Source organism: Pseudomonas sp. NPDC089734, assembly GCF_044748865.1.
In the GTDB taxonomy this organism is placed as follows: domain Bacteria; phylum Pseudomonadota; class Gammaproteobacteria; order Pseudomonadales; family Pseudomonadaceae; genus Aquipseudomonas.
In genome coordinates, this window is sequence record NZ_JBIVGV010000004.1 from 1 (window position 1) to 20,918 (window position 20,918).

General features: G+C 56.3%; 24 protein-coding genes and 1 pseudogene. 17 read left to right on the top strand and 8 right to left on the bottom strand.

The window, feature by feature from the left end; translation table 11 throughout:
- Positions 1-236: 236 nt before the first annotated feature.
- Complete coding sequence (locus ACIPY9_RS06575) at positions 237-788, bottom strand: RNA 2'-phosphotransferase (RefSeq protein WP_400698341.1); 552 nt, start codon at positions 786-788, stop codon at positions 237-239.
- Positions 789-848: 60 nt separating this feature from the next.
- A complete protein-coding gene (locus ACIPY9_RS06580) occupies positions 849-1,184 on the bottom strand; it encodes a GNAT family N-acetyltransferase (RefSeq protein ID WP_400698343.1) in 336 nt (111 codons plus the stop codon).
- On the opposite strand from ACIPY9_RS06580, the gene ACIPY9_RS06585 reads away from it, so the two are divergent.
- The 6 genes from ACIPY9_RS06585 (at position 1,164) to ACIPY9_RS06610 (ending at position 4,722) form a co-directional block, all read left to right on the top strand.
- Positions 1,164-1,430: a hypothetical protein gene (locus ACIPY9_RS06585; protein WP_400698346.1), complete on the top strand. Its 267-nt coding sequence runs from the start codon at positions 1,164-1,166 to the stop codon at positions 1,428-1,430. The two genes, ACIPY9_RS06580 and ACIPY9_RS06585, sit on opposite strands and share 21 nt — an antisense overlap.
- Positions 1,354-1,578, top strand: a complete 225-nt coding sequence (locus ACIPY9_RS06590; RefSeq protein ID WP_400698349.1) for a hemagglutinin repeat-containing protein — start codon at positions 1,354-1,356, stop codon at positions 1,576-1,578. The genes ACIPY9_RS06585 and ACIPY9_RS06590 overlap by 77 nt, the downstream gene beginning before the upstream one ends.
- Positions 1,579-1,657: 79 nt before the next feature.
- A complete protein-coding gene (locus tag ACIPY9_RS06595) occupies positions 1,658-2,239 on the top strand; it encodes a polymorphic toxin-type HINT domain-containing protein (protein WP_400698351.1) in 582 nt (193 codons plus the stop codon).
- Between the two features lie 294 nt (positions 2,240-2,533).
- Complete coding sequence (locus ACIPY9_RS06600; protein WP_400698354.1) at positions 2,534-3,058, top strand: hypothetical protein; 525 nt, start codon at positions 2,534-2,536, stop codon at positions 3,056-3,058.
- Positions 3,059-3,493: 435 nt separating this feature from the next.
- Positions 3,494-3,889 (top strand): DUF6911 family protein, encoded by a 396-nt coding sequence (locus ACIPY9_RS06605; protein WP_400698357.1) that lies wholly within the window; start codon positions 3,494-3,496, stop codon positions 3,887-3,889.
- A 269-nt stretch (positions 3,890-4,158) separates the two neighbouring features.
- Positions 4,159-4,722: a hypothetical protein gene (locus tag ACIPY9_RS06610; RefSeq protein ID WP_400698360.1), complete on the top strand. Its 564-nt coding sequence runs from the start codon at positions 4,159-4,161 to the stop codon at positions 4,720-4,722.
- A 59-nt stretch (positions 4,723-4,781) separates the two neighbouring features.
- Here ACIPY9_RS06610 and ACIPY9_RS06615 read toward each other — a convergent pair.
- Positions 4,782-4,895, bottom strand: a pseudogene (locus ACIPY9_RS06615) (DUF4124 domain-containing protein); the annotation flags it as partial.
- Between the two features lie 125 nt (positions 4,896-5,020).
- On the opposite strand from ACIPY9_RS06615, the gene ACIPY9_RS06620 reads away from it, so the two are divergent.
- On the top strand, positions 5,021-5,380 hold the full coding sequence (locus ACIPY9_RS06620; protein WP_400698363.1) for a hypothetical protein: 360 nt from the start codon (positions 5,021-5,023) through the stop codon (positions 5,378-5,380).
- 269 nt (positions 5,381-5,649) lie between these two features.
- Entirely contained in the window at positions 5,650-6,051 is a 402-nt protein-coding gene (locus tag ACIPY9_RS06625; RefSeq protein WP_400698366.1) for a hypothetical protein, read from the top strand.
- A gap of 108 nt (positions 6,052-6,159) precedes the next feature.
- Here the strand turns inward: ACIPY9_RS06625 and ACIPY9_RS06630 are convergent, their stop codons facing one another.
- Positions 6,160-7,419, bottom strand: a complete 1,260-nt coding sequence (locus ACIPY9_RS06630; RefSeq protein WP_400698369.1) for an IS256 family transposase — start codon at positions 7,417-7,419, stop codon at positions 6,160-6,162.
- Positions 7,420-7,494: 75 nt separating this feature from the next.
- The gene (locus tag ACIPY9_RS06635) at positions 7,495-8,049 is read right to left on the bottom strand and encodes a GNAT family N-acetyltransferase (protein ID WP_400698372.1); all 555 of its coding nucleotides are present in this window, start codon (positions 8,047-8,049) and stop codon (positions 7,495-7,497) included.
- 189 nt (positions 8,050-8,238) lie between these two features.
- Here ACIPY9_RS06635 and ACIPY9_RS06640 point away from each other — a divergent pair, with 189 nt between their 5' ends.
- The 9 genes from ACIPY9_RS06640 (at position 8,239) to ACIPY9_RS06680 (ending at position 17,591) form a co-directional block, all read left to right on the top strand.
- Positions 8,239-9,189: a LysR family transcriptional regulator gene (locus ACIPY9_RS06640; protein WP_400698375.1), complete on the top strand. Its 951-nt coding sequence runs from the start codon at positions 8,239-8,241 to the stop codon at positions 9,187-9,189.
- Between the two features lie 212 nt (positions 9,190-9,401).
- A complete protein-coding gene (locus ACIPY9_RS06645; RefSeq protein WP_400698378.1) occupies positions 9,402-10,862 on the top strand; it encodes an FAD-dependent oxidoreductase in 1,461 nt (486 codons plus the stop codon).
- Positions 10,859-11,833 carry an ABC transporter permease gene (locus tag ACIPY9_RS06650; protein WP_400698380.1) on the top strand — a complete coding sequence of 325 codons (975 nt, stop codon included), beginning with the start codon at positions 10,859-10,861 and terminating at the stop codon, positions 11,831-11,833. The genes ACIPY9_RS06645 and ACIPY9_RS06650 overlap by 4 nt, the downstream gene beginning before the upstream one ends.
- Positions 11,830-12,735, top strand: coding sequence for an ABC transporter permease (locus tag ACIPY9_RS06655; RefSeq protein WP_400698383.1), 906 nt, complete (start codon positions 11,830-11,832; stop codon positions 12,733-12,735). Before ACIPY9_RS06650 ends, ACIPY9_RS06655 begins: the two co-directional genes overlap by 4 nt.
- Positions 12,732-13,730 (top strand): ABC transporter ATP-binding protein, encoded by a 999-nt coding sequence (locus ACIPY9_RS06660; protein WP_400698386.1) that lies wholly within the window; start codon positions 12,732-12,734, stop codon positions 13,728-13,730. The genes ACIPY9_RS06655 and ACIPY9_RS06660 overlap by 4 nt, the downstream gene beginning before the upstream one ends.
- Positions 13,720-14,727, top strand: a complete 1,008-nt coding sequence (locus tag ACIPY9_RS06665; RefSeq protein WP_400698389.1) for an ABC transporter ATP-binding protein — start codon at positions 13,720-13,722, stop codon at positions 14,725-14,727. The genes ACIPY9_RS06660 and ACIPY9_RS06665 overlap by 11 nt, the downstream gene beginning before the upstream one ends.
- A gap of 58 nt (positions 14,728-14,785) precedes the next feature.
- On the top strand, positions 14,786-16,351 hold the full coding sequence (locus ACIPY9_RS06670) for an ABC transporter substrate-binding protein (RefSeq protein ID WP_400698392.1): 1,566 nt from the start codon (positions 14,786-14,788) through the stop codon (positions 16,349-16,351).
- A gap of 128 nt (positions 16,352-16,479) precedes the next feature.
- The gene (locus tag ACIPY9_RS06675) at positions 16,480-17,007 is read left to right on the top strand and encodes a CMD domain protein (protein ID WP_400698395.1); all 528 of its coding nucleotides are present in this window, start codon (positions 16,480-16,482) and stop codon (positions 17,005-17,007) included.
- Positions 17,004-17,591, top strand: a complete 588-nt coding sequence (locus ACIPY9_RS06680; protein ID WP_400698397.1) for a peroxidase-related enzyme — start codon at positions 17,004-17,006, stop codon at positions 17,589-17,591. Before ACIPY9_RS06675 ends, ACIPY9_RS06680 begins: the two co-directional genes overlap by 4 nt.
- Positions 17,592-17,736: 145 nt before the next feature.
- Here ACIPY9_RS06680 and ACIPY9_RS06685 read toward each other — a convergent pair whose 3' ends face one another.
- The 3 genes from ACIPY9_RS06685 to moaA all read right to left on the bottom strand — a co-directional run bounded on the left by ACIPY9_RS06685 (position 17,737) and on the right by moaA (position 20,862).
- Entirely contained in the window at positions 17,737-19,281 is a 1,545-nt protein-coding gene (locus ACIPY9_RS06685) for a sulfite reductase flavoprotein subunit alpha (protein ID WP_400698400.1), read from the bottom strand.
- A gap of 6 nt (positions 19,282-19,287) precedes the next feature.
- Positions 19,288-19,710, bottom strand: coding sequence for a PAS domain-containing protein (locus ACIPY9_RS06690; protein WP_400698403.1), 423 nt, complete (start codon positions 19,708-19,710; stop codon positions 19,288-19,290).
- A gap of 153 nt (positions 19,711-19,863) precedes the next feature.
- Positions 19,864-20,862, bottom strand: coding sequence for a GTP 3',8-cyclase MoaA (gene moaA / locus ACIPY9_RS06695; protein WP_400698406.1), 999 nt, complete (start codon positions 20,860-20,862; stop codon positions 19,864-19,866).
- Positions 20,863-20,918: the final 56 nt, after the last annotated feature.

A 20,918-nucleotide genomic window follows, 5' to 3' on the forward strand; every position in this document is an offset into this window, starting at 1 on the left:
GACGCATCATGGTTGGCGGGCTCCAGAAAGAAATCGGGAGCACAGCATCCGTGATCAAGCAGCGGCTTTGAATGTGGGGTTTATGGAGCGCTTACCTTTGAACATGAAGGGTGTTGAGTTGTTGTGATTAAACTGCATAGCCAGCTCCAGCTATGCCTGAAAGCTTTAGTTTGACGAAGTTATAAGTTTGGTTAGATGCTGTTTTCTGTGTTGGATAAGGTTTGTAGGGTTGTGTTTTACTTTTCTGAAGCTATAAAGTTATATGGGACGTTTTTTGTGAGCCAAACACCATTCTCTGCCTGAAAAAAATTGAAGCCTTGTCGATGCATGTGCTGAGCCTCGATTTTCAGCACCACAGGTTCTCCATAGCGTTGTCCGACGGAAATGGCAGTCATTACTTCCTGTGATAAATGCACATGGTGACGTGATCCTGCAATCAGCCCTTTCTGTCGAATTGACTCTAAGAAACGTGTTGCGGTTCCATGGTAGAGAAACTCAGGTGGTGTTTTCTCAGTATGTTGAATATTTACACTGGCTGTTGAGTGCCCCTGTGCTGCACGAATGCGTTTCCCATCTTCTGAGAGGTTAAAGCGTTTCTTGTCACTGGTACTGACGATTTTTTCAATAAGTGAAAAATCTAATGTTTTCCCATTTCTGACTGCGCCCGCAATGAGTTCATCGACATTTGCCCAGCCTTCTCTGTCTAGTTGCAAACCGATAGCTTGTGGTTCGTGCCTGAGAACGTAACTGAGAAATTTGCTCGTTTCATTCAGCTTTTGGGTGCTCATATATGAGGTTTCTATTTATCTTCGTTGAGGTGGTGCTACCTTACGATGCCGATACTCCCCTCACAACCCCAACTTATAAACCACCTGCCCCCGATCCAGCGGGTCCGGATGGCACTCAAACCCCAGCGAACGAGCCAGTCGAAGCATTCCGGTATTCTTCACCGAGTCCATCGCAAACATCCGATAAAACCCGTTCAGCCGCGCCGCATTGATCAGGTGTTGCATCAGCAATTTCCCCAGCCCTCGATCCTGCCATTGATCGGCCACGACGACGGCGCATTCGCAGCAGTTGTCGCCTTCGGTCGCGGCGTAGCGGCTGACACCTATTTCAATCAACTGGTTGTCGCTCATGATCAGGGCGACGTAGACCATGCGTTGGCGGTAGTCGATGTCCATGAGTTGGTCGAGCAGTCCGGGCCGGGCTCGCTGATTGCTCCCATGATCAGCTCGGCCATGGCGCTGTGGATCACCATGACCAACAACCTGACCAGTAAGGGCCAGATAAGCAGCGGCGGCGATGCCACGCTGACCGTCGGTAACGACATCAACCTGTCCTCGGCGGCCGATGAACACAACATCGAAAGCCGCGACAAGAAGGGCAAGAAGAAAATCCACGAGATCGACAACGAAAGCCGTCAGTGAGTTTTCGGCGGGTGAAGACCTGAGCATCGTAGCCGGTCGCAACGCCACGTTGATGGCCAGCAAACTCAAGTCCGGCGACGAAGCTTATGTCCATGCCGGTCAGAACCTCAGCCTGATCGCCGCCCAGAACAGCACCTACATGCAATAGTCAGGCCAGTGCAGCGATTCAAGCGCAAAGTGCTACGGAGTTTGCACTGAACTTTATCCCGGCAAATCGGGCCAAGGCCGTGGCAGAGTTGAGCTTGGGACGCAAGCTCGGGTTCGATGGCCCATGTTGCTTTGCCGCTGGAACAATGGTCTCGACTCCCGACGGCGACCGTGCAATCGATACACTCAAGGTTGGCGACATTGTCTGGAGTAAGCCCGAGAAAGGCGGCAAGCCGTTTGCGGCGGCCATCCTCGCGACGCATGTTCGTACCGACCAGCCGATTTACCGCCTCAAGCTCAAGAGCGTACGTGAGGACGGTCAGGCCGAAAATGAAACGCTACTGGTAACACCAGGCCACCCGTTCTACGTCCCCGCTCAACGTGACTTCGTGCCGGTCATCGACCTGAAACCCGGCGATCGCTTGCAATCTCTTGAGGATGGAGCCAGCGAGAACACCTCATCCGAAGTGGAATCGCTGGAGCTTTACTTGCCAGAGGGTAAGACGTATAACCTGACGGTCGATATCGGGCATACATTCTACGTCGGTAAGCTCAAAACTTGGGTGCATAACACCGGGCCTTGTAGGCTGCCTGAGGGGTATTTTGGGGAGAATGTTAATGCTGGAGGTGCAAAAGACGTAGCAGGTACGCCATATCGGTAGCGAGTGACTCCCCGATTTCTTTACTCGATTGGCAAGCCAAAATGAGTAGTCTGAATAAGCACTCAGTCTCTAAAGACATGGAGCTATTCGATATTGAATTCGTTGTTATTGGTGGTGGGTGGTTCGACCAGTTTTAAGAATAAAATTTGGTTGGCGAGACAGCTGGACTTTGAAGCTGTACGCTACTGGAATCGGGTTATCAGCAGTCTGCGTATTTTGCCAAGAAAAGAAGTGACACAGAAGTTTTTAAGGGGGATTTTCTTAACCGATTCTTGATAGTTTAGGGTTGAACTGATGAAAATTTATCAAGGTGATATTTCTAAAGAGTCGTTAAATCTGTTTGTTTCAGATATTGGCTCTGGGGAGTTTTTTTCATATGTAGGGAGCTTGGTTTCATTAGAACAAGCAATTTCTGTTTTTGGTTTGCTTTCTCCTGATTTTATTGAAGTCAATAGTCACATTTTCTGGCTGCCTAACGCTCGGCAATACGATCCGCAAAAATTTCATTTGAGTGGACTGGTCGAGACCGAATCTAGTGTGCTGGAACAAAGTACATCGCGTAGAGATGTTGAACGATACAGAAATATTTTTTCAATAAGTCAGTTTTTTTCAAAGTGGGAAGATGCGCCGGGTAGACCCATGTTTAAAGTAGGGTTGTCGGAAGAGGATTATCGTCTTTGTCACTTGTTTGCTGAACAGATCACTAGATATTGGAGTCGCGCGTTATTGGATATCTTCCCAGAGAAAGTATTCCAGTTTGAAATTGCTGACGATCTTCTCGATGAATATGGGGTTTGTGTGACATTCTGGCAGTCGTAGCTTAAAACACACTGTAGAAAAAGGTCCAAAAGCAACTGTCCCAAAAGTAACGGCGGAAGGTAAGATTGATGGTCAGGTGTTTGCTGATGTTAACCAGACAGCGAGAGCTAGATTCTCAAGAAAAAGGTGATCAGCCGACACTGCTGATCATGTGAATTCTAAAATAGAGTCATCTGGTAAGCCTTTGCAAAATGCAAACATGGCAACTGCACATGCGAAAATTGGAGCCATACAGAAAGCATTATAATGCTAGGAAAACCAAGGAGCAGCTATGTCTCTCAAGGTTTATGGGCAAGTTGTTTGCGGTTATTGCCGAAGAGATATCGCAGCCGCGGTGGAGAAAGCTGGCTTAAAGTCTCTTGAGATCAATGAGGTTGCTACGGGAAAAACTCTGCGCTGTAGGCCCGGCATGCGCTCTATTAAAGAGTTAGACTGATGAAAAACTATTCTTTGTCATGGGTGATTGGCATCGGTGGTCAGGCTCATGGTGGGAATAAAAAACTCCCGGCCTGGCAGGATGTTGACTTCTATCTCGATAAAATTAAGAAGGGGGATGGCTCTCTAACCTTAAGTGTTGTTGGCTCAGATGTAGGTCCGCAGTTCCTGCAAGTCTTTTCAGATGAAGGGAAGTATGTTTTATCCCTGGGTGAAGATGATGGGGCGGATTATATTGTACGTTCCTATTTTAATCCCGAGCTAAAAAATAGTGAGTATGAGGTTTTAGGTGATATTTGGAGTGGTGAGCTGGTCTGTTTGGATTTCTCCATTGTAAAAAAGGCGTTTGAGACGTTTTTCCTGACAGGTGATGTTAGCTTAGATTTATTGAGTTGAAATAAAGCACCTCAGTTTTTGTAGCTGTATCTAGATATGGCCGAGGCTAGAATCCTGGCTCGTTGGCTCGCAACTTGATTTTGTCTATATCATCCCAAGGGGTAATACATGCCAACAAGAATATTAAGGCTTTTGCGGGTTCCAGGTTGGTTACAATGCTCTCTTTGATCTGCACTATGGGGACGAAAAATATTGATAGCATCTCCTGAATATAACCTGATTTTTTATTATCAAAACGCTCTATTTTTTATCTCTGAATAAGGCCTCCCATGCACTTCCTTAAACCCCTGCTCCCCCTGACCCTGGCCACCCTCCTGGCAGCCTGTAACACCACCTCCTACGACAAGGCCACGATCTACTACGACCGCACTCAATTCCCATCTCAGGTCATCAAGGATTTCCCGGATCTGAGCGCGCCCGTCACCCAGCATGGGCGTTGCTCGGTCATCATCTCCACGCCAGGCTCGACCACTGGCCCGTATTACTTCTGTACCTACGCCCTGACCGCAGCCGGGCTTTATGTGCAGGGTTGGGATGCCAAGCAATTGAAGTACACGGAAATTGCGCGTGTAGAGCTGTCTGCGCTCAAGACGATATCGCTCTATTCGTTTTTCAAGAACAAGCAGGTTCAGTTGACCGAGGATCGGCGTCAGCTGGCTTTGACGGCCATGATTGATGAGGGCGGTTATATCGATGGCGATGCCACGGTACGTCTGTTCGAGACGCTCAAGGGCAAGGGCATCAGAGTGGTCGAGAGTGACGGTGTTGTAAAACCGCCTGCGCCAGCAGGGCCTATGTACGTTCCGATCATTATTCCGCAGGTCAAACGGTAACGATCCTTGTCATGAAAGGGGCGCACCCCGGCGTCCCTTTCTATCGGGCCTGTCTTGCCTTACTTCCCGCTTTTCTTCGACGATATCCCGCCCGACGGGTCAAAACACTGGCTGTCATAATGCGGGCTCTTGCATTGCGACACGACCGTCGGTGGCTGCGCTCGGTCATGTTGCGTTAAAAACCGGCTCAGAATGTTCATTTACACCCCGTAAACTCCGCTTCCTCGACTGTTTTCGCTTTGCATGACCTTCGAGAGGCTAATGCACTTTACATGGATATCTCTGCAGAGAGGGAACTATGAGCTACTTTGAGATTATGCTTGAGACTCGATCGATATATGGTCGAGCAATTTGTGATAAGGCTTTAAATATGTATCAGGCCTTTGCTTATGTTTATGATGAGATGAGTTGCTTTCTACAGTCTGCTGATGATCGGATACGCGCCGAAGCATTTACGGCCTTGTTTGTTGTGGCAGTCATGGATGGCTTGGCGTTTGTCTCGGATGATTCTTTTACTCAGGATGTTTTTGAAGAGTTGAGTACGGTTTATTCAAGAGTTTCTTGTCTGGGGCTGGATGTTGAGGGTAGCGATGACGAGAAACTAATGTTGCAGCATGTAGAGAAGGTTTCTATTTATACGGGTATTGTTGTGGGTTGAGGTTTGTACGGGGGCAGGAGAGATGCTGTATGTTTTTGATGGTTTGATTTTTTAGATGTCCGGCCAGCTTGTGCGCTTGACAACCTGCCTCAAGCTGGGCGAGACGGATCAGCTAATACGTTGTTTAATCCTGAGTGAAGAGAGATCATCTTATATGCGCTGGAAGTAACCGGTGTTCAGTAGAAAAGAGCCTATGAGCGTATTGGTGTAAAAGTGGTCGGCAGTCTGGAAAAACTGATGGAGTGTGGGAAAAGTAAGGGAGGTATAGGTTGAGTGACTCAGCGCTGCTTGTTTCATCAAAGGGGATCACGGGCGAGGAGTTTCAGGACTTTGCTCTCCGGCTGGGTGGCGTTCCCCGGGGATCTGGGCGGTATGTGGTTATAGAGGGGGATTCCAATATATGGCTTGCTCTGCTGAGGTTTGACCGTGTTGCAGAGTTTTACGATGAGGACACCGTATCAGGATGGGCAGAGGGTCTGGGTGAACCACCTGAAATCATCGTTGAAATTCAGCTTGATCATACGGATAAGTCTCGAGAGCTGTATTTGAAGATTGCCGTTGAGTTTGGGCGTGCCTGGCCGGTTGTACTGGTTGATTTGGAGGGGCGTGATGTTTCGTACGCTTTGGCGTGTGAGCGATATGCCGTTCTAAGGGGCAATGCATGCCAATAGGAAGATGAGCGTTTTTGCGGGTTCCAGGTTGGTCGCAGTAGGGAGAGGGGGAGTGTCAGATTTTTTGTGTCCGGGCTGGTTTGGGCCTGTGATCAGACAGGCCGTTTTTTACCAGCTCGGTCTGGTAAATCGATCCCCATAAAGAATCGCAAACTGGTTCATGGCGACCTTCCAATCGTGTGCAGCATAACCCCAGTTTGCTGTGATGTTGCGTAATCCCAGCCAGATCAGCTTCGTAGCCGCATCGTCATTGGGAAAGTGTCCACGGGTCTTGATGATCTTTCGTAGCTGGGCGTTGATGCTTTCAATGGCGTTGGTTGTGTAGACCACCTTTCGGATGCCGGCCGGGAAGACAAAAAACGGGATAACTCGATCCCAGGCTCGGCGCCAAGCAGCAACCACGGTCGGGTACTGCTTGCCCCAAGGCCCCGTCTCGAAGGCGTTCAGCGCCTGTTCGGCCGCATCTGCATTGAGTGCCTGGTAAATGGGCTTGAGCGCCTTGGCCAAGGCTCGACGCTTATCCCAAGCAGCATAATCGAGACTGTTGCGGATCAGATGGACGATGCAGGTTTGCAGTGTCGTGGCAGGAAAAACCGCTCCCAAGGCCTCCGGTATTCCTTTGAGACCGTCTGTGACGGCGATCAGTACATCTTCGACACCACGCGTTTTCAGATCGTTAAACACCTTCATCCAGAACTTGGCGCCCTCTGTGCTTTCGATCCAGATCCCCAGGATGTCACGCGTGCCATCCGGTAATACGCCCAGTGCCAGATAGATCGCCTTGTTGCACACCAAGCCCTCGTCGCGAATTTTAACCCGTAGTGCATCGAAGAAAATGACCGGGTACATAGGCTCCAGAGGGCGTTGCTGCCATGTGCCAATCTCCTCCAAAACCGCATCGGTTACTGAACTGATGAAATCATGCGACACATCGGTTCCATACTGCTCGGACAGGAACGCGCGGATCTCACGTACAGTCATACCGCGGGCGTACATGGCAATGATCTTGTCATCAAAACCGGTGAAACGGCGTTCATGCTTCGGGATCAGGATGGGGGCAAAGCTGCCATCGCGGTCTCTGGGAATGTCCAGGCGAAGCGGCCCATCGTCGGTGAGCACCGTTTTACCGCTCTTGCCGTTACGCTGGTTGGTCGAGTCCTCAGGGCGCTCTGCGCCTTGAGGATAGCCAAGGTGGTGACCTAGCTCAGCACCTAGTGCTCGTTCGATGAGTGCCTTTTTGAACGCCATCGAAGCGTCTTGAATGGCTTCGGCGCTCATTGGGCCTTTTACGAACTGATCAATCAGTTCTTGGGGTATCGAGGGTAACTCCCTCGGTGCTGCACTGGCGGACTTCTTTTTGGTCGGCATAAATGCACCTCTGGTGACATGTTATGCCCGAACACAAAATTTCTGACAGTCTCGGGAGAGGTACAGCACTCCCCCTCACAACCCCAACTTATAAACCACCTGCCCCCGATCCAGCGGGTCCGGATGACACTCAAACCCCAGTGAACGAGCCAGTCGAAGCATTCCGGTATTCTTCGCCGAGTCCATCGCAAACATCCGATAAAACCCGTTCAGCCGCGCCGCATTGATCAGGTGTTGCATCAGCAATTTCCCCAGCCCTCGATCCTGCCATTGATCGGCCACGACGACGGCGCATTCGCAGCAGTTGTCGCCTTCGGTCGCGGCGTAGCGGCTGACGCCTATTTCAATCAATTGGTTGTTGCTCATGATCAGGGCGACGTAGACCATGCGTTGGCGGTAGTCGATGTCCATTAGCTCGTCGAGCAGTTCCGGGCCGGGTTCGTTGATGGCGCCCATGAAGCGGAAATGGCGTGCGAGGGGGGAGAGTCGGGTGAGAAAGTCGAATGGTCGTTGCCGGTCTTCTTCCTGCAAGGGTCTGATCAGCAGGTGCGTGCCGTCGGTCAGTTCTTCGATCCAGTGGTTGAACCGGATGTCGGGTGCGTAGAGGTCGTCGCTGGTGACAGTATTCATGTCCATCCCCTGAACGTCTGGGCGTCTATTGAGCCTGGCTGCTGAATACTTTTTACGCTTCACCGGTGTCAGGGCAATGATCCAGATCAATGCTCACGTTTGTGCTGGCTACGTGTAGACTTCGTGCCGTTTGACCCGCCGGGCCTTTGTCTGACGGGTATTTCCACTTTATTGAATCAAGGCGTGCATATGGATCTGCGGCAACTCGAAGCTTTTGCGGCTGTCATGTCGGCGGGCAGTGTGACGGCGGCGGGGAAGATGCTGGGGCGCTCCCAGCCTTCGGTGACCCGGGCCATTCAGGAGCTGGAGCAGGAGTTGGGTTTTGCCTTGTTCGAGCGCAGTGGCCCGAAGGTCACGCCGTCGCAGAAGGCGTTCATGATGTACGCCGAGGTCGAGAGTGCGCTGCTGGGGATTCGTAATATCCGGCAGCGTGCGCAGCACATTGCGCTGGATGAGAATCGCCAGATCAAGCTGGTGGGGATACCGGCGCTGGCGGCTGGCCTGCTGCCATTGGCGTTGTCCCGCCTGCCGGACGACCTGCGCCCGCAGCATATCCAGTTGCACAGCATGTCGCCTGAAAACGTGGTGCAGGCAGTGCTTTCCAAGACCATGGACCTGGGGGCGGTCAGTCTGCCGCTGGAGCATCGCGGGCTGGATATTCACTGGATCGGTGAGTCTCCATGTGTCGCTGTGCTGGCGGCGGATTCGCCACTGGCCCGGTTCGATGTGTTGCCGATGGAGGTGCTGGCCAGCCAGACGCTGATCACCATGTCCAACCCTTATCGTTTCCGGCGTCGTATCGACAAGGCCTTTCAGGACATGGGCGGTGTTGTCCCGCACATGCTCGACACCAATACGTCGCTGATTGCGATGCAGATGGCACGGGTCGGGCTGGGCGTGGCGCTGGTCGATCCTTTCACCGCGCTGGGCGTGCCTGTAGAGGGCGTGGTCGTGAGGCCGGTGGAATGCAACATTCCATTCTTTTTCGGGCTGGTTTCGGCGTTCGCCAGTCCGTTGTCGGATGTGGCCCGGGCGCTGGTGGCAGAGCTTGCCGTCTCGGCTCAGGCACTGTTGCCTTCAGTGGTCATGCACGCGCCCAGTGAGCATGATGCCCTGTTACAGAGCATCTACGCCGGTTGAGACGGGCCGGGACGGTCGCGATTTTGCGTGGCCGTTCAGCGCTTATCAATTCTGGTTATATCAATATTCAATAATTGGCGTTGTGGTAATAAATATCCGCTTTTAGTATTCGTTTTCTGAATTCATAGGCCTTTTGAATTCACTGAATGCAAGTTTGGAGCGCTTCTTGTATGGATTCGCTCTCTCTCTGATCGTCAGCACGAGTACTGAACATGTCCGATACAAACGCACCGATTGGCCTTGCCGCATTGCAGGCCCGGCTCAAGCAGGATCTGGAATGGCTGGATCTGCCTGCTTCGGCATGGGTCAAGCCACGTTTGTATCAAGGTGCGCCGGTACTCGATGTGGCGATCATCGGCGGCGGCATGGCCGGTCTGGCGCTGGCGGCCGAGTTGCGTCACATGGGCGTCGTTGCAACGATTTTCGATCAATCGCCCACCGGTTTCGAGGGGCCGTGGGCGACCACCGCCCGCATGGAAACCCTGCGTTCGCCCAAGCAGCTAACCGGCCCGGCTCTGGGTTTGCCAGCCTTGACCTTCCGTGCCTGGTTCGAGGCGCAGTTTGGTCTGGAGGCCTGGAATGCGCTGGACAAGATCCCGCGTCTGCAATGGGCAGATTACCTGCGCTGGTATCGCCAGGTGTTGGATCTGGACGTGCGTAACGAACATCGCGTCAGCCGGGTGCAACCGCGAGCTGATGGTCTGGTGGAGCTGGATATCGTCAGCCCGGGTCACAACCTGAATCTGGTGGCTCGGCATGTCGTTCTGGCGACAGGGCGCGATGGCCTGGGCGGTCCTTGGGTGCCGGATTTCGTTCATCAATTGCCTCGTCATCGCTGGGCGCATTCGGCTGATGGCTTGCAGGACGATTGGTTTGTCGGCAAGCGTGTGGGTGTGATCGGTGGCGGTGCTTCTGCCATGGATGCGGCGGCCACGGCGCTGGAGGCTGGTGCGGACAAGGTGGACCTGTTGGTCCGGCGTGCCGAGCTGCCTCGGGTGAACAAAGGCAAAGGTGCGGGGAATCCGGGGATGACCCACGGTTACTGGCGTCTGCCCGATAGCTGGAAGTGGCGTATTCGTCGTTACCTCAATGCTCAGCAAGTACCGCCACCACGCGGCAGCACGCAGCGCGTGTCGCGCTTCGAGAACTCACGCTTTCTGTTGAACAGCCCGATTGTGTCGATTCAGGAAAACGAGGCGGGCGCCCTGGTGGTTCAGACCCCGAATGCCAGGCTGGAATACGATTTTCTGGTGTTTGCCACGGGCTTCCGTACCGATTTCAACCTGCGTCCCGAATTCTCTTCGTTCGCGGAGCATATCCAGGTATGGAGCGATCGCTTCAAGGCACCCGAAGACGAATTCGATGCCGAGCTGCGCGAGCTGCCGGACCTGGGCACCTGTTTCGAGTTTCAGCAAAAGACACCGGGCGCCTGTCCGGGAATCGAAAAGATTCATTGCTTCAACTACCCGGCGGCCCTGAGCTACGGCGCAGTCTCCGGCGATATCCCGGCGATCAGCGAAGGTGCCAAGCGTCTGGCTCACGGGCTGGTAGGGCAGTTGTTCAACGAAGACATCGATGTGCATTTTGCCGCGATGCAGAACTATGCCGAGCCTGAACTGTTGGGTGACGAGTGGGTGGAAGGTGCGCCCACGGCCCAAGAGTCGCTCGGATGATCGGCTGGGCGGTGCGGCGGCTGGTGCAGTCGCTGCTGGTTGTGCTGCTCATGACGCTGGTGGTGTTCGTCGGCCTGAATGCCATCGGTAACCCGATGGACATTCTGGTGGGCGAGGACCTGAATCAGGCCGAGCGCCTGGCGGCTATCGCGCACCTGGGGCTGGACAAGCCGTTGTGGCAGCAATACCTGCTGTTCCTCAAGGGGGCTGTGAGCGGCAACCTCGGTCAGAGCTTCGTCTACCACGAAGATGCCATGCGCCTGATCCTGCAGCGTCTGCCTGCCACCTTCGAGCTGGCCTTCAGCGCCTTGTTTCTGGCGGTAGTGCTGGGCGTCCCGTTGGGCATGTTCGCCGGGACCTACCCCGATCACCCGGTTTCGCGGGTGATGATGGCCACCAGCATCGTGGGTTTTTCGCTGCCGGCGTTCTGGGTGGCGCTGATGATGATCATGCTGTTCTCGATCCAGCTGGGCTTGCTGCCGGCCAGTGGTCGTGGTGAAACCCGAGCGTTTCTGGGCGTGCAGTGGTCGTTCCTGACCCTGGATGGTTTGCAGCATCTGCTGCTGCCGGCCCTGAACCTGGCGCTGTTCAAGATTTCACTGGTGTTGCGTCTGACCCGTGCCGGTGTGCGTGAAGTGCTGCCCCAGGAGTTCGTCAAGTTTGCACGGGCCAAGGGCCTGTCGCCGGTACGGGTGATGTGCATGCACGTTATGCGCAACACCATGATTCCGCTGGTGACGGTGCTGGCCATGGAGTTGGGGTCGACCATTGCCTATGCCGTGGTGACCGAAAGTATCTTTGCCTGGCCGGGGGCCGGAAAGCTGATCCTGGACAGTATCAACATGCTGGATCGCCCTGTGGTCGTGGCTTATCTGATGGTGGTGGTCGTGATCTTCGTCGTACTCAATCTGATCGTCGATGCCTTGTATTACCTGCTGGATCCGCGTGTGCGCATCGAGGCCGGTCGATGAGCCAGGTACAGGCCGCACGCCTGCACGTGCAATCGCCCTGGCGACTGGGGGCTGTCGAGTTTTCCCGTTCATACACGGCCATGTTCGGTCTGCTGGTGTTGCTGGCGATCGTGCTGGTAGCGGCACTGGCGCCCTGGATCGTGTTCCAGAACCCCTATGACCTGATGCAGCTCAATGTGCTGGATGCCCGTCTGCCGCCGGGCAGTGAAAACATGGACATTGGCTACACCTACTGGCTGGGCACCGACGGGCAAGGCCGGGATCTGTTGTCGGCGATCATCTACGGGTTGCGGATCAGCCTGTGGGTCGGGATCGGTTCGGCGCTGATAGCCGCTGCGGTCGGCACCTTGCTGGGGCTGTTGTCGGCCTACCTCGGCGGCTGGGTCGATGCCTTGCTGATGAGGCTGGTGGACCTGCTGCTGTCGTTCCCGGTGATTCTCATGGCCTTGATGATTCTGGCCTGGCTGGGCAAGGGCGTCGGCAATGTGATGCTGACGCTGGTGTTGCTCGAATGGGCGTATTACGCCCGCACCGCTCGCGGTCAGGCCTTGACCGAGAGCCGTCGCGAATACGTCGATGCCGCGCGGGGGCAGGGGATCAGTCCGTGGCGGATCGTGGTCCGGCACATCCTGCCCAACTGCCTGCCGCCGCTGATCGTGATTGCCGCCTTGCAGATTGCCCGTGGTATCACGCTGGAAGCGACCCTTTCATTCCTGGGGCTGGGCGTGCCGATCACCGAGCCGTCACTGGGGCTGCTGATTGCCAATGGCTTCCAGTACATGCTCAGCAACGAATACTGGATCAGCTTCTTTCCGGGGTTGGCGCTGTTGATCACCATTGTGGCCATCAATCTGGTGGGCGACCGCCTGCGCGATGTCCTGAACCCGAGGTTGCAACGATGAGTGTGCCTGAAGTGTCTCTGGCACAACCGACGCTGGATGTGCGCAACCTGTGTACCTCGTTCCATACCCGGGCCGGTGTCCTGCCTGCCGTGCGGGACGTTTCCCTGCGCCTGCAGCCGGGCCGGATTCTGGGGCTGGTCGGTGAGTCGGGTTCCGGCAAGTCGGTGACCGGTTTTTCGATTCTGGGGCTGGTGGATGCGCCGGGGCGTATCAGTGGCGGAGAGGTGCTGTTTCAAGGGCGCGACCTGACGAAGCTGCCCGCTTCGCAGTTGCGCAGCCTGCAGGGCAATCGCATCGCGATGATCTTCCAGGACCCGATGATGACCCTCAATCCGGTGCTGCGTATCGACACGCAGATGATCGAGGCGGTGCAGGCCCATCGCCCGATGAGTCGTCGGGAGGCGCGTCAGCATGCCAGCGATACGCTGGCGTTGATGGGGATTCCCAGCCCGGATGAGCGCCTGAATGCTTATCCGCACCAGCTTTCCGGCGGTATGCGTCAGCGGGTGGCGATCGCCATTGCCTTGCTGCACGCACCGGATCTGATTATCGCCGACGAGCCGACCACCGCTCTGGACGTGACGATCCAGGCGCAGATTCTCAGCGAAGTTCAAAAGCTTGTGCGTCAGCAAGGAACCTCCTTGATCTGGATTACCCATGACCTCTCGGTGGTCGCCGGTCTGGCCGATGACATTGCCGTGATGTACGCCGGCCGTATCGTCGAGCAGGGTTCGGTATCGGCGGTGCTCGACCGGCCACAACATCCTTATACCCAGGGCCTGATCGACAGCCTTCCCAGCCGCAACCGGCGCGGCCAGCGTCTGAGGCAGATTCCCGGCATGGCCCCGGATCTGCTGTCGATGCCGAAAGGTTGTGCCTTTGCCGCTCGCTGTTCCAGGGCCACGACGCAGTGCGAGCAGGAACCCCACAGTCGCGAGATCGAAGCGGGTCGGCTGGTCCGCTGTTTTCATCCGGGAGCTGCCGATGAGTATTAACCAAACGCCCATCGTCGAGTTGAGCCAGGTCAGTAAAACCTTCGGTAAGCGCGGCAGTGACAGCTCTCTGAACAAATGGCTGCAACGCATGCAGTGGTCCAGGCCTCAGCCGGTGACCCATGCCGTGGATCGGGTCGATCTGCGCATCCAGCGTGGTGAAGTCGTGGGGCTGGTCGGTGAGTCCGGGTGTGGCAAGTCCACCCTGGGCCGCATGGTGGCCGGGTTGTTGCCGGTGTCTTCGGGCACGGCGTCCATCGACGGCAAGGCCGTCCAGAGCCTGACACCCGAAGAGCGCCTGGCGGCGCGTCTGAAGATCCAGATGATCTTTCAGGACCCGTCTTCCAGCCTCAACCCGCGCCTGCGGGTCGACCGGATTGTCGGGGAGGGCGCCTTGCTGCATGGCCTGACCGACAAGGCCGGGTTTGACGATTATGTCAGTGCGCAATTGCAGCGTGCCGGGCTCAGTCCGCAACTGCGTCAGCGTTATCCGCACCAGTTCAGCGGTGGCCAGCGTCAGCGCATCGGCATTGCCCGTGCACTGGCGGTACAGCCGCAGCTACTGGTCTGCGATGAGTCGGTGGCGGCGCTGGACGTGTCCATTCAAGCGCAGATCCTCAACCTGTTCATGGACCTGCGTGACGAACTGGGCCTGACATACCTGTTCATCAGTCACGACCTCGGGGTGGTCGAACACCTCTGCGATCGTGTGGTGGTGATGTACCTGGGCCGTGTGGTCGAGAGCGCCGGTGTCGATGACCTGTTCGCCAGGGCCAGTCACCCCTATACCCAGGCCTTGCTGGCGCAGATTCCGCGTTTCGATGTCCGCAGTGCCCGTTATGACGCGATCAAAGGGGAAATCCCCAGTCCGCTGAACCCGCCCGCCGGGTGTCATTTCCATCCTCGTTGTCCGTATGCCACGGCACGCTGCCGCGAGGAAGTTCCAACGCTCAAAGAGGTTGCACCCAACCATCTGAGCGCCTGCCATTTGAATGAATAGTACCGAACGAACGCCGCAAACCTCGGCGCTCATTGCCATTACGCACAAGGAATAGCCCATGAATCCACTTGTCCGTTCACTGTTGGCCTCGGCCCTGATCGTGGCTGCCGGCAGCGCAGCGGCGCAGAGCCTGCGTATCGGTTATGCCGATCCGGTCTCCTCGCTCGACCCGCAATTGAATAACTATGCCGGTGACCGCTCGGTGGCGCTGCATGCCTTCGAGTCGCTGGTCAATCGCCATGACGACAAGACCCTGCCGGGTCTGGCGCAAAGCTGGAAAGTGCTGGACGACAGGACCTGGGAGTTCAACCTGCGCAAGGACGTCAAATGGCAGGACGGCCAGCCCCTGACCGCCGATGACTTCGTGTTTTCCTTCGAGCGTGCCCGCAAGGTGCCGGGTAGTGTGGCGTCTTATGCCGGTGCCACGCGCACGGTGGAGTCGGTCACGGCCAAGGACGATCACACCCTGATCATCAAGACCCTGACCCCCAACGCCAACCTGTTGCCGGATGTGGACTCCATCTACATTGTCAGCCGCCATGTGGGGGCCACCGCTCAAAGTGCCGACTACAACAGTGGCAAGGCCATGGTCGGGACCGGGCCTTATCGCTTTGTGTCCTTCGTGCCGGGCGACCGCACGATTTTCGAGCGCAATACCGCTTATTGGGGTGAAAAGCCCTTGTGGGACACAGTGGACTATCGCTTCATCGCCAACGCTGCGAGCCGCACGGCTGCCTTGCTGGCCGGTGACGTGGACATGATCGACAAGGTCTCGCCGACCGATGTGGAACGCCTCAAGAAAAGCCCGAATGTCAGCGTTTTCGCTTATCCGGGCCTGCGTGCCTTGCTGATCCAGCCAAGCTTCCGGGAAGGGCCGAACGAGTTCATCCGTGACAACACGGGCAAGCCGCTGGCCGAGAACCCGCTGCGTGATGTTCGCGTGCGCAAGGCGCTGTCGCTGGCGATCAACCGCCAGGCCATTGTCGAGCGCATCATGCAGGGCACCGTGACCGAGGCCAATCAGTGGATGCCGGCCAATACCTTTGGCTACAACCCGGAGCTGAAGAACATTCCGTACGACCCGAAGCAGGCCAAGGAACTGCTGGCTCAGGCGGGCTTCCCCGAAGGCTTCCAGTTGACCGTGCATGTGCCGGGCGACCGTTATCCGCAAGCCCCGGAAACCCTGCAGGCCGTGGTGCAGTTCTGGTCGCGGATTGGCATCAAGGTGCAGCTGGAAGTGCTGCCATGGGCTGTCTATGCGGGCAAGGCCAACAAGAACGAACTGGCCATCAGTGTGATTGCCTGGGGTAACGGCACCGGCGAAGCGGCCTATGCCCTGACCAACATCCTGACCACAGTGGACAGCGTCAAGGGTCGTGGGGCTTCCAACTGGGGCCATTACAGCAACCCGCTGGTGGACCAGGCGCTGGTCAATGCCACCGCCGAGTTCGACGAGGCCAAGCGCCGGGCCATCCTGCAGGAGTCGGCCAGGGTCGTGGCTGATGATGTCGGCATCATCCCGCTGTTCCACTATCAGAACATCTGGGCCGCGCGCAAAGGCCTGAAGGTTGAGCCGCTGGTCAGCGACCGTACGGCGGCGACCATGGTCACCGAACAACCTTAAGTGCTTGCGTGGGAGCGGATTTATCCGCGATGACGTCACTGAAGGCGCTGAATGTTCTTCGGATGTACGGTCCTCTCGCGAATAAATTCGCTCCCACCTGTTAATTCATGATTTTGGTGAGATTGAATATGAGTTCAACTGTAGAGCCGGGCCTCGATGTCCTGGATACCTTGCTGGGCATTGCGCCCGGCAGCAACCTGCATCAAGTGCGTCATGCACGGGCCAAGGTCGTGTCGGCAACCCAGGGCAGCCACGAATTGTTTTTCGACCCGCAACTGCCAGACAACCTGTCGCTCGTCGAGCGTCTGCTGGTGGCGTACTACGCTTGCCGCCTGACGCCACAAGTCTTGCTGGCGGATCATTACCTTGAACAATTGCAGGCTCAGGACGTAGACCCGGCCGTCATTGCACTGATCGACGCGGGTTCCATCGAAACGCTGGACGATCCGCGTCTGCTGGCGATTCTGGACTTCACTCGTACTTTGATCGTGTCGCCGGTGGAAGGTGACCGTACGGCGCTGCAACGTTTGCAGGCCGCCGGCCTTTCGTCTGCCGAAATTGTCGTCCTGGGGCAATTGATTGCCTTTCTGTCGTATCAGGTCCGGCTGGCTGCCGGTCTGGGTGCCCTGTCGGCCTTGGGAGAAGTGAAGTCATGAGCGACCCCATTCGCATCAACGGTTTTACCAATGAAGTGCTGGGCTGGAAGGCCTGGTTGCCTGTCGTGCAACTGGACAGCGCCACCCCGGAGCAACTGGAAGTGCTGGAGGAGAGTCATCCGCAGGCCAAGACTTCGGATTACTACCTGACGCTGGTGCATCAGCCGCAGATCCTGCGTCAGCGTTCCGTGGCGTTCAACGCCATCATGTATGCGCCGGGCGGTTTGTCCCGCGCCGAGCGTGAGCTGGCAAGTGCGGTGGTGTCACGCATCAACCAGTGCGTGTATTGCGCCTCGGTCCATGCCCAGCGTTTCGAGCAACTGGCCAAGCGCAACGATGTGATCGCTCAGGTCTTTGCCGACCCCCATACCGCCGGGACCACTGATCGGGAAAGAGCGATTGTGCAATTTGCCATTGACCTGACCCTCGACCCTTCAGCGATGGGGGCCGACAACATCAAGCCATTGCGTGCCCAAGGGCTGGACGACGCGCAGATTCTGGATCTGATTCACGCCATTTCCATTTTTGCCTGGGCCAATCGCCTGATGCTCAACCTGGGAGAACCGGTCTACGCGAGTGAATGAGAGAGTGTTTCAGTCTTGATAAAAAGATTGTCCGAGTGTTGTACAAAAATACCTCTGTAGTATAGCTTTTACAGCAGAGCCAGTCGGTGTGGCGCTGACATTGCCGTTTATCGGTATAGACCACGCCGCTGGCTCTTCTCGTTTTTCAATACAGCTCCTTGTGAATCCTTCCATCGCTGAGCAACTGCCTGACGAACTCGCTGGCAGCCTCGGTATCGAGATGACCTGCCGAACTGGCCAGGCTGATCAGTGTTTCATCGATCGAACGTTCCAGATGTGCCTTGTTACCGCACAGATACAGGTGTGCGCCCTGATTCAGCAATTCCCAGAGTGTATGGCGATGCTCGATCATGGCGTCCTGTACGTAATAACGGGCTTCACTGTCCCGTGAAAAAGCGGTCAGCACATGATTCAGCACGCCCTGGGCCTGCCACTGCTCGATTCTGTCGCGATAGAGAAAATCCGAATCCCGGTGACGGTCACCGAATACCAGACACGTTTCGGGTTGATCGGTCTGGTTCTCCAATTGTTCCAGCAAGCCGATCAACGGTGCGATGCCCGTGCCGGTTCCGATCAGGATCAGCGGATGATTGACCCGGTCCGGCAGATGAAAACGCGGGTTGCTGCGGGCAAAGACACTGACGCTGTGTGGCTGACTTGTCAGGAAGCCGGTAGCGGTTCCCTTTCTTTCGCGACCATTCAGAGTGTAGGCAATCTCCCTTATGCATAAGTCCACATGGTCGGAATGGCTGTGGGATGCTATGGAGTAGGCGCGGGGCAAGCTGTTGGGCAACCACTCGGCAAGCTCGAGTACGCTGAACTGGCCAATCTCGCAAAAGTCGTTGAGCACATCGAGGATGTCCTTGCCGTACAGATACTCGTCCAGCGGCTTGCGATTACTGATCTTCAGCAGGTTTTTCAACGCCTCGTTGCCGCTGGCCCTGGCCATTTCCCTGAGTATCGGTTTACCGATCTGGCGCAATTCCTTGCTTGCCAGGCATTCGCGTGCCCGCTCGTCATCGAACCAGCAGGCCAGTGCATTCAGTTGTTCCGGTGCGTTGGGGGCCAGCACGTACAGATTGTCGCCGGCGCGGTAGTGGATGCCGCTGCCCCGGATATCCAGCCGGATGTGATGGGCGTAAGGCGGTGCCTGATTCAGGCGCCGCTGTTCAAGTATTCGGGCCTCATAGGCCGTTTTCTCACCATAGGCGGTGACTTGCAGGTGCAGGGATGTCCCGGCCTGGCTATTGCCTTGCAGCACGGCATCGAGCACACCTGACCATAGCGTGAAGAACCCCTCGAAATCGGCATCGGCATCGACCCGGTTGATGACCGGTGTCGCTTCCCTGCCTGACAGCAGGGCATCCAGGTTTCGGGTGAATCCACAGAAGTTCGGGTAAGCCGTATCGCCCAGCCCGAAGAGGGCGTAGCGCAGACCGGCCAGTGTGTCGGCCTGTGCGGCTTGTTCAAGGAACCGCTCGGCGTTGGCCGGCGGCTCCCCGTCGCCGAACGAGCTCGACACGACCAGCAGCAGGTCGTCCGGGGTGATCCGCTTAAGATCCAGGCTGTTGAGTTCCAGGGCTTGCGGTGCATATCGCTGCAGAAAGGGCAGGCCCTCCAGGCGTTGTGCCAACCCGCGTGCATTGCCCGATTCGGACCCGTAACCGATAAAGACTCGTTCGACGTTCATGGCAGCTTACCGGTCGTAGTATTCGTCGAATTGTTCCTTGGAAAACTCCAGCGCCTCGAAGTCGCCCATCAGATCGTTGATGACTCGGCGGATGCTGATGTACTCGACAATGTTGCCTTGCTCGTCGAACACCGGCTGAACGGTGGTATCGACCACATACAGGCCGCCGGTCTTGGCGACGTTGGGGATGACGCCGGTCCAGATCTCGCCTTTCTTGATGGTGTCCCACATGGCCTTGTAGGTGCTTTTCGGCACGGCCGGATGACGCACGATGCTGTGTGGCTGACCGACCAGCTCTTCGCGCTCGTAGCCGGTCAGTTTGCAGAACAGATCGTTGACGTAGGTGATATTGCCTTGCAGGTCTGTGGTGGAAATGACCATGACCTTGTCGAGTGCATTCAGGACGGTGGTGGTGATCGGGCTTTGCATTGTGAACCTCCAGAGGAAAGACAGTGATCTTTCCTGAGGATTTTCAACTATCGTGCCAGATTCACAGCCCAATGAAACCGGGGGTTATAGCGGGGAAGTGTCTTTATGACTGCTGTGCATCCGAAGTCATTATGACCCTTGTTGTCATAATGACTAGCCGCCCGTCATGTTCATGAAGCGCACGACCTGCACATCGTCATTGAGTTTGAAGTCATGACTCCATGGCTTGATCTGCATGGCGTCGATGATGGCTTTTTCCAGCTTGTGGGGCTGACCGGGATGGGCGCGCAGGACAGACTTCAGATCAACCGAGTGTTCGTTGCCCAGGCACAGCAACAAGCGGCCTTCGACTGTCAGGCGCACGCGGTTGCAGGTGCCGCAGAAGTTATGGCTGTGAGGGGAAATGAAGCCGATACGGATATCCGGCGCTTCTGCCAGCCGCCAGTAGCGCGACGGGCCGTGGGTGGAGTCGGTGGAGGGCATCAGCGTGTAGCGTTCGGCAATGCGCTCGCGAACCTGCTCGCTGGAGCAGAACGACTCGGCGCGGCTGTGTTCGCTGATGATCCCCAGCGGCATTTCCTCGATGAAGGAAATATCCAGCTTGCGGTCGATGGCAAAGGCCACCAGATCATTGATCTCGTGATCGTTGCGGCCCTGCATGACCACGCAGTTAAGCTTGGTGTGGGTGAAACCGGCGGCATTGGCGGCATCGATACCGGCAATGACCTTGTTCAGATCGCCCGTACGGGTCATCTCGCGGAAGCGCTGCGGGTCCAGGCTGTCGAGGCTGATGTTCAGGCGCGTCACGCCTGCGTCGAACAGTGGCGAGGCCAGCTTGTCCAGTTGCGAGCCATTGGTGGTCATGCACAGTTCGCGCAGGCCGGGCAGGGCGGCGATACGCTTGCACAGGCCGACCACACCGGCACGCACCAGCGGTTCGCCTCCGGTCAGGCGAATCTTGCGGGTGCCCAGAGCCACGAAGCGCTCGGCCACCTGGTGAATTTCCTCCAGCGACAGGATCTGTTGCCGGGGCAGGAATGTCATCTCTTCGGCCATGCAGTACACGCAGCGAAAATCGCACCGGTCGGTTACCGACATGCGCAGATAGTCGACTTTGCGTGCAAAACGGTCCATGAGGACGGGATCTGACATTTCACCTTCTCAAATATGCTGTAGGTGCAAGCTTGCTGAGTCCAATTGCCGCAGTC

Excerpts from the sequence above, each read along its gene's own strand:
- ACIPY9_RS06680 (WP_400698397.1), top strand. The coding sequence starts at position 17,004 with ATGAGCGACCCCATTCGCATCAACGGTTTTACCAATGAAGTGCTGGGC.
- ACIPY9_RS06575 (WP_400698341.1), bottom strand. The coding sequence starts at position 788 with ATGAGCACCCAAAAGCTGAATGAAACGAGCAAATTTCTCAGTTACGTT.
- ACIPY9_RS06665 (WP_400698389.1), top strand. The coding sequence starts at position 13,720 with ATGAGTATTAACCAAACGCCCATCGTCGAGTTGAGCCAGGTCAGTAAA.
- ACIPY9_RS06645 (WP_400698378.1), top strand. The coding sequence starts at position 9,402 with ATGTCCGATACAAACGCACCGATTGGCCTTGCCGCATTGCAGGCCCGG.
- ACIPY9_RS06620 (WP_400698363.1), top strand. The coding sequence starts at position 5,021 with ATGAGCTACTTTGAGATTATGCTTGAGACTCGATCGATATATGGTCGA.
- ACIPY9_RS06605 (WP_400698357.1), top strand. The coding sequence starts at position 3,494 with ATGAAAAACTATTCTTTGTCATGGGTGATTGGCATCGGTGGTCAGGCT.
- ACIPY9_RS06675 (WP_400698395.1), top strand. The coding sequence starts at position 16,480 with ATGAGTTCAACTGTAGAGCCGGGCCTCGATGTCCTGGATACCTTGCTG.
- ACIPY9_RS06590 (WP_400698349.1), top strand. The coding sequence starts at position 1,354 with ATGAACACAACATCGAAAGCCGCGACAAGAAGGGCAAGAAGAAAATCC.
- ACIPY9_RS06650 (WP_400698380.1), top strand. The coding sequence starts at position 10,859 with ATGATCGGCTGGGCGGTGCGGCGGCTGGTGCAGTCGCTGCTGGTTGTG.
- ACIPY9_RS06630 (WP_400698369.1), bottom strand. The coding sequence starts at position 7,419 with ATGCCGACCAAAAAGAAGTCCGCCAGTGCAGCACCGAGGGAGTTACCC.
- ACIPY9_RS06600 (WP_400698354.1), top strand. The coding sequence starts at position 2,534 with ATGAAAATTTATCAAGGTGATATTTCTAAAGAGTCGTTAAATCTGTTT.
- ACIPY9_RS06670 (WP_400698392.1), top strand. The coding sequence starts at position 14,786 with ATGAATCCACTTGTCCGTTCACTGTTGGCCTCGGCCCTGATCGTGGCT.
- moaA (WP_400698406.1), bottom strand. The coding sequence starts at position 20,862 with ATGTCAGATCCCGTCCTCATGGACCGTTTTGCACGCAAAGTCGACTAT.
- ACIPY9_RS06690 (WP_400698403.1), bottom strand. The coding sequence starts at position 19,710 with ATGCAAAGCCCGATCACCACCACCGTCCTGAATGCACTCGACAAGGTC.
- ACIPY9_RS06635 (WP_400698372.1), bottom strand. The coding sequence starts at position 8,049 with ATGAATACTGTCACCAGCGACGACCTCTACGCACCCGACATCCGGTTC.
- ACIPY9_RS06640 (WP_400698375.1), top strand. The coding sequence starts at position 8,239 with ATGGATCTGCGGCAACTCGAAGCTTTTGCGGCTGTCATGTCGGCGGGC.
- ACIPY9_RS06610 (WP_400698360.1), top strand. The coding sequence starts at position 4,159 with ATGCACTTCCTTAAACCCCTGCTCCCCCTGACCCTGGCCACCCTCCTG.
- ACIPY9_RS06655 (WP_400698383.1), top strand. The coding sequence starts at position 11,830 with ATGAGCCAGGTACAGGCCGCACGCCTGCACGTGCAATCGCCCTGGCGA.
- ACIPY9_RS06580 (WP_400698343.1), bottom strand. The coding sequence starts at position 1,184 with ATGGACATCGACTACCGCCAACGCATGGTCTACGTCGCCCTGATCATG.
- ACIPY9_RS06685 (WP_400698400.1), bottom strand. The coding sequence starts at position 19,281 with ATGAACGTCGAACGAGTCTTTATCGGTTACGGGTCCGAATCGGGCAAT.
- ACIPY9_RS06660 (WP_400698386.1), top strand. The coding sequence starts at position 12,732 with ATGAGTGTGCCTGAAGTGTCTCTGGCACAACCGACGCTGGATGTGCGC.